At 57.6% G+C, this 9,080-nt stretch carries 3 protein-coding genes and 1 pseudogene; 2 read left to right on the top strand and 2 right to left on the bottom strand.

Features of this window, described 5'->3' with window-relative positions:
• Positions 1 to 2,028 precede the first annotated feature (2,028 nt).
• Together PMN64_RS40240 and PMN64_RS40235 are read left to right on the top strand one after the other, a co-directional pair.
• Positions 2,029 to 2,610 (top strand): annotated as a pseudogene (locus PMN64_RS40240) (outer membrane protein); the annotation flags it as partial.
• A 21-nt stretch (positions 2,611 to 2,631) separates the two neighbouring features.
• A complete protein-coding gene (locus tag PMN64_RS40235) occupies positions 2,632 to 3,696 on the top strand; it encodes an omptin family outer membrane protease (RefSeq protein WP_411784752.1) in 1,065 nt (354 codons plus the stop codon).
• Positions 3,697 to 5,489: 1,793 nt separating this feature from the next.
• On the opposite strand, the gene dctA is transcribed toward PMN64_RS40235, so the two are convergent.
• Together dctA and PMN64_RS40225 are read right to left on the bottom strand one after the other, a co-directional pair.
• Positions 5,490 to 6,803, bottom strand: coding sequence for a C4-dicarboxylate transporter DctA (dctA, locus tag PMN64_RS40230; protein WP_411784751.1), 1,314 nt, complete (start codon positions 6,801 to 6,803; stop codon positions 5,490 to 5,492).
• A 1,375-nt stretch (positions 6,804 to 8,178) separates the two neighbouring features.
• The gene (locus PMN64_RS40225; RefSeq protein WP_411784750.1) at positions 8,179 to 8,619 is read right to left on the bottom strand and encodes a VirK family protein; all 441 of its coding nucleotides are present in this window, start codon (positions 8,617 to 8,619) and stop codon (positions 8,179 to 8,181) included.
• Between the last annotated feature and the right edge of the window lie 461 nt (positions 8,620 to 9,080).

Raw genomic sequence — 9,080 nt, 5'->3', positions numbered from 1 at the left:
CGAGAGCTATCGCGCCGCTTTCCTTGTGGCGGCTCTTGGCTCCTCATCCCAGCAATTTGCGTGCCGCTGGAGGAATGTGCGCGTGTTGCTTGATCGTGGTGAAGTTTGTACGTCCCGCCCAGCGCAGTGTCCCGCAATGGCCGGTATCCGTCTGGCTTCCGATGATGGCATCTTCAATCGGACACGGACAGCCGACGCGAGGCGGATTCGATGGCGACCCCTTTGGAGGCGTCTGCATCGATGCGAGGACCGGTTCGACGGGCTAACGCCACCGTCAACGAACCTCAACGCGGACGAGGTCGTCCACCTCCTCTTTGGATCGCTAGAAGTGACCACCTGGCCTCGATCGCTGTTGAGATTGGCACGGATCATTGGTCGGATAATGGCGCCGGATAACTGACGATCAGCCAGTTGCAGGCAAGGGAGGAGACGGTCACGATTTTTAAGTCTCTCCGTACCGTCGGTTTGAACGGTGACGCGGAACTTGACGCCCTCGCCGGTGAGCAGACCGACGTCGCCGACCGTGGGGCGCCCAAGCGCTTCGAGGCTACGAGGAAAGAATATCGTCGCGGCGGCACGCAATAGGGCTTGAACCGCACGTAGCGTCAGGTTGTATGAGATAAGGCTGGCGGCTGTCGTCTCTCGAAGCCGCACATCGGGCAGTAAAGAATTCGAATGTCACCTGGAAAGCGTAATTGGCAAGGTCCTTGGTTGTGAATAGTCCAGCATGCGAAGTGTTATTGCTCGGCATAGCTGGTGCGGGTCAAGCTGCGCCGAAGCGGGCGGCGCAATGCGAGATCAGAGCGGAACGTCTTAGCGTTGGCTCTGCTGGATTGAAGAGCGGACGCCGGCGCGAAGCGCGGTCTTCGATGTCCGCGCGCCGCTCTTCCGCAGATAGTTGAATTTGGCATGACAGCATGCGTCATAGACGCCAGGTCCCGACTGGGTGAGCGGCTTGCGGCTTACTCTCTTTCAAACGGTTATGGCATCATCGCGCGGTGGATTTGCTTGACGCGGGATTAGCCGGGATCGCGGCCCAGATTCGATCCTCTTCTCGGAATGTCGTTTGTCCAAATCCCACCGCAGCAAAGATGGTTAGGGTCTGCCGCGAGCCAATCGGGTCATCGTGTGATGGCCGGATTATCAACAGGCCCCAGCGGCGCTCACAGGCTGCTCGTGCGCTGAGACCAGCCGCAAGAGCTTCGTATGCCAGTTTCTTGCCCGCTGCTCGGCCGCAAATCAAGTTGGATTTGGCCGCGAATATGGGGGCGTGAACGACCCGAGAGCGCCGCTCTGATCGGGGAAGATAAGAGAGCGCGTCTCTGCCGCCTATGCTGGAAAAGCTTTGCTTGTTTTCTGCTTGACGGGCCATGTTGCTCATTTCGCAAGGCGATAGAAGGACATCTAGCTTAAGAGAAATGTGGTGAACCAAAAGCGACGCACTTATTGGATCTGCATGGCATATCGCCTTGTAGCGGCCCTCGCTGTTCTAGCGACAATTACTGTTCAGACAAAACACGCTCAAGCGCGAGATCTGAGGCCAAAAGCGACGTTGACGTCTTGCAGGCCGGACTTGATGCGCTTCTGCGGCCACTTTACTGGGCGTGATGACCCAGACGCCGCTATGTTTTGTCTCAGAGAGAACTTTAATACTTTGCGTGACGAATGTCGTCGCGTGGTCCCAGGCGCGGTGGAGAGAAGGGCAGGTTTGCGACGAGCTGGCATCAACAAACAGCAACGTTCGAGCGTCTTCGCTCGGAAAAGAGCGTCCGAGCTGCAAGATCGCAACAATATCGCGACAAGCCGTCGAACTGATGCGAATCAGGCTGTCATTGCGCCGAGGAATTCGAAGCAAGCAGTAGGGAGGAAAGAGGCCTCGCCCCACCAAGATTGGTAGCTGGTCCACCGACGGGCACGTGGCTACGAGCGTAGCTAATTGTCATCCGGCCATCGATAGATGGCGCACGTCGCGACAGTGGAGTTACGATGCGATCTGGAGTACGTACTTGGGTAGCCGCCACAGTTGCGATCCTTGGAGGCGGTGCAGCCAACTCCGCGGACCTTGAGCCAACAGTAAAGCTACCATCGGCGCTGTGGAGCTGGTCAGGAGGATATGTTGGCGCGCATGTCGGCGGTGGTTACGGCCGCACGTCCTTCAGTAATCCTTACGGTCCCTCAATCTATGGCGACGTCGTCGATACCCCTGCCTTCCTGGCAGGTGGCCAAATCGGCTACAATTGGCAGAATAGCAGCTGGGTTTTTGGTGTCGAGCTTGACGCTAGCCGGGCTATTTCCGACGGCACAAACAGCTGCCTCGCAGCCTCCGGCATTGTTGTGAGTGCAAACTGCAAGGCAAGCCCAGCCGTCTTTGTCGCCGGGACCGGCCGTGTAGGTTACGCGTTTGGCGCGCAGGGTCGCGCCCTAGCTTACCTCAAGGGAGGCGTGGCTTGGCAGAACAATCGCGGGGACGTCGTCAACAATAATGAATATTTTGGCTTCATGTCTCAGGAGACGACCCACTTCGACTATGGTCGTGTTGGAGGCATCGTTGGCGTCGGCGTCGAGCAGGCGCTGACGCCGGCATGGTCCGTCAAATTCGAGTATGACTATTTGCAATTTGGTGGGCCGAGCGTGGCGACACCTCCGACCGTGCAGTTTCCACCGCCTGCAATTCTTCCAGCGAACACAACCAGCCTTTCCAGCAGCTATCAGATCGGAAAGCTCGCTCTCAACTACCATTTTGGCGCCGACCCTCGGGCGACGCAATGGTTCGACCCGCCGCTATACGCACAAGCTACCGACACCGTACGGCCAATTGCCTACACGGCCGGTTGGTCGTTCGAGGCCGGCTCAAGGCTGTGGCTCAGCCGGGGACGATTCCAATGGGACAACAGCGCCGTGCCGGTAATCCCTGGAGATCCAAGCATTCTTGAGTCGAGGCTCACCTATCACGAACTGGACGGGCTTTCCGGGGAATTATTTGGCCGTCTTGACAGCCCTTGGGGGATATTTTTGAAGGGTTATGTTGGCACCGGGCGTTTCAACAGCGGAAAGATGAACGATGAAGACTGGGGGATCGAAAGCACAATATCCTATTCCGACACGATCTCAGGTCAGGCGAACGGAAGGTTTACATACTACACGGCTGACGCTGGCTATGATCTCCTGCGCGGCGCCAACTACAAGCTCGGTGGATTCATCGGCTGGACATATTACGGCCAGAACTCAGACACGCCAGGCTGCGTGCAGCACGCCAACCCCTCATCTCCATGTCTGGCGCCCGGCGACCAACGGATCATCGGCAGCCAGGATACCCATTGGAATGCTCCGCGCATCGGAGTGAGCGGAGAGACCATGTTCGCGGAGCGCTGGCACGTCAGTGCCGACGTCGCGTACCTGCCCTGGACCGATTTCAGTGGTCGTGACCACCATCTCTTGCGCCCGACGACGACCTTCTTTGATCAACGCGGCAATGGGGGCGGCGGAGTGCAGGTTCAAGGAGTGTTGTCTTACTTCCTCACCAACAATTTCAGCGTGGGCATAGGCGGCCGCTATTGGGCTATGTGGACCAAAAAGGACAGCGATTTCATGTGCAGCGGCTGCGGTGGCCCGGGCACGATCGCTGGACCTGAATTTGCGAAGTACAGCATGGAGCGTTGGGGCATATTCTTCCAAGTCGCTTATAAGCTCGACTGAAGAGCTCCGATCGTTGGCAAGTCCAAAGTTCCGATAGCGATGAGACGACTGCGAAAAAGGCGGGAGTCATTAGGTCGATTTGCGCAGGCCGGAATGAAACTGCAGGCGTGTTCGGTTACGAAGATCAACGCCTGTATCGATGCGACGACGTGAAAGCCAAACGTCACCGAAACGCTGCAGTTTCGGCAGAGAGACCTGCCAGGTCGGAGCGGCTCCTTTATTCCCTCGACCGAGACATGCCGGACGATAGCACTAGCGGACCGTCTTCCAGACAGATCAAAACCCTTGGTGAATCCGCGTTTCGAGCGATGACGTCGGATTGTGTAGTTGGCTACGCATGTCAAAGCTCCGCTACACCATAAGTCCGGTCACAACAGGTCCTGTTTGCAATGTGCGATCGCGGCTCGTCCTCAAGCTAGGGTAGCGGCCTACCGGACGCGGCAAAGCCCAAGTGTCTGCAAAGGAGCAGTCCAATTCGTGAAAGAGACCCTCTCCGAAACAGGCGCGGGGTCAAAACGCTTGATCTCGAACCTGCCGGATGAACTTGAATCTCGTGACCTCCGTCGATCAGTATGGCTAGATCGGCGTGGACGAAGTGCCTGTTCCAACTTTATCGAGTGGCGACGATCTGGTTGGTGTTCTGCCGCACGCCGCAGCGTTCACGGTGATCGCGAAGACGGGGAAGGCGGTGCCTTTGTTGCGGGATTTTGACGGGGGACCGGTTCGCTCTGACGTCGAAGATCGGTCATCGGATCGAGAAAGGCAGTCTACGTCAGCTTCCGGCGATATTCCTCGAATTGGCAATTGAGCCCCTTACGGCTTTATCTAATGAATTTGTACTGTGATGGGCTAAGAGGGGCGCTTGGGCAACTCTCTGTGCCCATGTCCAGAAAGCATCCGCGGCACCGGCGGCAAACTTACTTCAGAGCCGGAACGTCAAAGGAAATGTTTTCGCTAAAAGCTTCTCAAAGGCAGAATGCTGTTCAAGAAGGCTGTTCTCAATGAGCTTCCGCTCCGCATCAGGTAATTCTGTCTGAAGCAACTTACGACAACGCCAAATGTGGTTGCGTACCGACCTGATCTCACTGAGCTTATCATCAACCGAGCTCATCGCGCGCGCCGACTAACTTCCAAGCCCTTGAAATGACCAATCGTGCCGCTACGCGGCAAGCCGCTCCATTACGCCGCGTCATGCCCGCTGGTTTCGTGTCTACGCTTTTGCAAGGCGCAGGCCATTTTGCTTGGGGGCATTGCGAATGTTCGATATACGCTGGGCTTTCGATCGATATCACTCTGTCCCCGCGCATTTGATAGTCATTTGCGGTAGATCACGAATTTTATCCGCATTGTCGGCGTGCCCGTTGAGGAATTCCTGCGCCGCCCTGAGGACGTCGGGTTACACACCTCATAGCAGCAAAGACCTTAAGCCGAGGCTAGGTCGCGGCGAGCCGCATGCCCTGGGGTAGGCCATCGTCGCGCCGTGGGTTTGGAGTGTCCGCTCCGCGAGCTTGATATTGAGGCCGATGACGTGGCCGGTCTCGCGGAGGTCCGAGAACGTGCATCTACTTCTCTGGTGCGCGGAGTTCGAGCTTACGGCAAGATCAAGGATTGGTGTTCTCACAGAGCAATCGCCATCCGAAGGGGCTCCGCTGCTGCGACCGTCTGAGCGCTATTGTCAGTACGTGATCGATCAACGCATTCAGCCGACCGCGACTTCGTTGACGGCAAATCGAAGGCTCATGAGCGGCGCCATATTCTTTCGCCGGCCGCTGAACACTGCCACTTGCCCCGTCTTATTCGAATGTCCCGACATTGGTGGGCCGGTCCTCCTGGTTCAGGCGCTTGCGTACGCTCGCTTGGTCGAGCTCGCCTTCCCACCAGGACACAAACATAGCAGCAACACCATTCCCCGTGACGTTTGTCAGTGCACGCACCTCACTCATGAATTTATCGATCGAGAAGACGATCGCGATGCCTGGTACCAGCGCGGGACTGACAACCGTCAGGGTCGCTGCGAGCGTGATGAAACCGGCGCCAGTGACACCGCTTGCGCCTTTCGACGTAAGCATCGCTACGATTATGATTGTGAACTGCTGGCCCAAGGTCAGGTTAACGTCGAGCGCCTGCGCGATGAACAACGTCGCCAACGTCATGTAAATGTTGGTACCGTCGAGATTGAATGAGTATCCGGTTGGCACCACGAGGCCCACCAGCGGCTTCGAGCAACCCAGCCGTTCCAGCTTTTTCATCAGCTGCGGCAGCACGCTTTCCGAGGACGAGGTACCCAGCACGATCAATAGTTCATCCTTGATATAGGCAATAAACTTGAATATGGAAAAGCCGATCAAGCGCGCAATCAGACCCAGCACAAGCACAACGAAAAGCGCGGCCGTGGCATAGAACAGGATGACCAATCCGACGAGATTGCCGAGCGCAGCTGGTCCGAATTTGCCGATCGTGAAGGCCATAGCGCCAAAGGCGCCGATCGGAGCCGCCTTCATCACGATGGCGATGACGCCAAATACAGCGTGCGCGGCATCGTCAATGATCCCACGCAACCGCTCTCCCTTCTCGCCCAGGGCCATCAGTGAAAAGCCGAGCAGAATAGCAAACAGCAGCACTTGCAGGATGTCGCCCCGCGCCAGCGCCCCGACCACGCTGTCCGGAATGATGTTGAGAACGAAATCGACCCCTTTCTGCGCTTCGGATTTGTTGACTAGGCCGGCCACAACCGCCGCATCGGGCTTGACCGCGAGCCCATGGCCGATCGGAAACAGATTGCCTATGACCAGACCGAGTAACAAAGCGAAAGTGGAAACAACCTCGAAATAGACCAGCGCCTTAATGCCGACCCGACCGACCTTTCCGGCATCTTGAATGTGCGAAATGCCGGATACCACGGTGCAAAAGATGATCGGCGCGACGAGCATTTTGATCAGCTTGATGAATCCATCGCCGAGCGCCTTGATCCAGTCATTTGTCGCGACAGAAGGCCACAAGTAGCCGACCATGACGCCGATCAGGATTGCGATAAGTACCTGGACGTAGGGGATTTTATACCAGGCGCGCGAGGGCGCCGCCGGCGGAGCGGCTGCGATGATTACCATGGTGTGCCCTTCCCAAGCGAACAAGGATACGCGCCGCAGCCCCACGCGGTAGGTTTTCCCCGCTGGGTGAGATTACGCGAAGCTTGCCTTTTCAATCCGGCCAATGCTGTTCCTGGTCTTATGAGACCGAGCGAGCCGGAAGTGTCGGGTCGCGTCTTACCCGGCCAAGATGCGACTGGCGCCCTGAGCAGTAGTTTTACAGAGTCAAACAACGATCGAATGCGGCGCCGGTGGCGCCGGCATGAAGTCAGAAGGTAGCCAGGGCAGGCGTGATTTTGGAGCACGATCCGCAGCAAGCTATAGGGCAGGATGCGAATGATTTTCGGATCGTTGCACTTGACCGCCGCTATTTCGTCGCCGTCGAAAGTCGCGACCGCGCGAGCAGCGACAGATCTTACACAAAGCTGGCCGGATTTTGCGGCTGTCGTTCGATAGTTCGCGCCACTCCGGCTCCGTCCGTAGAGGGCGACCGAAAAGGGGCTGACATTTCGATTGTGCGTCGTCGGATCGAAGTTATGCGCCGGTGCCGCGACATGCGAGTAGCAATGACAGGATCCTGCGCACGACCAACGACTGCCGGCACGCCTTCGCGGGATCAAGATCCGTCGTATCTTCCTTAACAACCTATTTTCGACGAATCTCTTCGCCACGTCCGACCTCCCTGACTGGCGACCGCAAGGCTTCACTGGTCGCCGCTTATCTTGTTCTCTCCCCATCCAGCAAATGGCATGCCGCCCAAGAAGCGTGCGAGCATTGCTCAAACGGACGAAATGCCACGGGCTTTGCGACGTTCGCGCGGATGCTTGCACCTTGGTCGGACTTGCGACATTGATGCCTTCAGCGAGTCATTGCAGAAACGCGACAAAACGTTGACGGGCCGACATGCTTTTCGTGCCGGCTCCCACTGGATGAGCATGTCCTCCTACGGTCTCACTCGTGGGGCTTGTCTAGCGATTTCCGCGACCGAGCCCGGTCAGAGATCTTTTCAGCACCTCGAATCTGATTCAGTTAGCGACAAAGCATTACCGGAATGGTCGCGGCCGGGTCGAACTGGCGTTCCAAGTCTGCCGACAAGTGTTCGATGTCGGGCAGGCCGCTGCCTCGGCTCACCTTGATTGCCACTTCACCTTGAATCTCACGTTGCCTCTGGCGCTGATGGCAGAGGCACATCGGGCGCCGAGAACTCGTGGAGAGCGCTCCCCGACTTATAATTGATGTTGCCGCCATGGCATCGGCGGAGTTCATGACCTGATCGTGTGGGCGCCGATGGATCGGCTATCGCCCGGCAAAGGTCACCAGGGACAGCGCAGAAAGCGCGCCAGCCATCAGCAGGCTGCGCGAAACTGCAACCGGCCGATGGCTATGCTTTGCCCGATTACCAGACGAACTTCGCGCCGTCCGGCAGTTCGCAGACGAATTCGCCTTGGTTCACGGCTTCCGCGGCTCCGGCTGCCAACTTGGACGCCCGCACGGTGAGCTTGCCGTCGCGGCCGAGGCTGTGGCGAATATATTCGGTTACCGGATGGCCCGAGCCGTCCAAGGTTTGATGCGCATCGGCGAAGCTGATCCCGTTCTGGGGGGACACCCTGAACGCACGGATAGCCAGCCCACCCTGCACGGCCGGACCGGGCTTGCCGCCTTCGGCGGTGCTGCAGCGGTTCAGGTCCAGTATGACCCTCACATTCTTGCCGTCCTGCAGGGCACTGAGCACCTCGGCGTATTTCGGCGAAAGCTCATCCGCCTTGGCGATCGCGTTCACACCTGCAGCCGACAGCAGTGACAACAGGATCGACAGGCATCTGCCATTGAACTGCATATGGTATTCTCCTCGATAGAAATCAAAGTCTGCGCAAGCACCAACTTGCCCGGCGTCGTATCCTTGACCAGCTTGGCAGAATCCGAACATCCGGCGCGTTTGCCTTCCGACAACACCATGCGTTGCAACCGCTGGCTAGTCATTGCGCAGGCTAATCGAACCTCACAAACTCGTATGTGAGGTTTCCGAAATGACGCGACGAGTTCCGCATCCCTCGCTCAAAACCGAATCCCATGCCGGTTCGGTCGTAACAGGTCTGCGGCATTCCCGGGCGTGTTGGCTAACGGCTATGCGGATCTCCGTGCTCCGCAATTATATTCAAGTGCACGCGCCATCATGATCTGGGCGGAGTAGGACCAGGCGATACAAACTTTAATGGGAAGACCCATGGACTGGATTATGTAGGTCGAAGCGAGTTCAGCTCGTTCTGCCATGCTCTACGCCCGGCTGGTTCGACAGTC

The sequence above is a fragment of the Bradyrhizobium sp. UFLA01-814 genome (assembly GCF_046718885.1).
Classification (GTDB): Bacteria; Pseudomonadota; Alphaproteobacteria; order Rhizobiales; family Xanthobacteraceae; genus Bradyrhizobium; species Bradyrhizobium elkanii.
The sequence above is the reverse complement of the archived record's forward strand: the minus strand, read 5'-3'. Positions and strand labels throughout refer to the sequence as shown.

What these genes read in the sequence shown, in the direction of transcription:
- PMN64_RS40225 (WP_411784750.1), bottom strand. Translation starts at nt 8,619, where the DNA reads ATGCAGTTCAATGGCAGATGCCTGTCGATCCTGTTGTCACTGCTGTCG.
- dctA (WP_411784751.1), bottom strand. Translation starts at nt 6,803, where the DNA reads ATGGTAATCATCGCAGCCGCTCCGCCGGCGGCGCCCTCGCGCGCCTGG.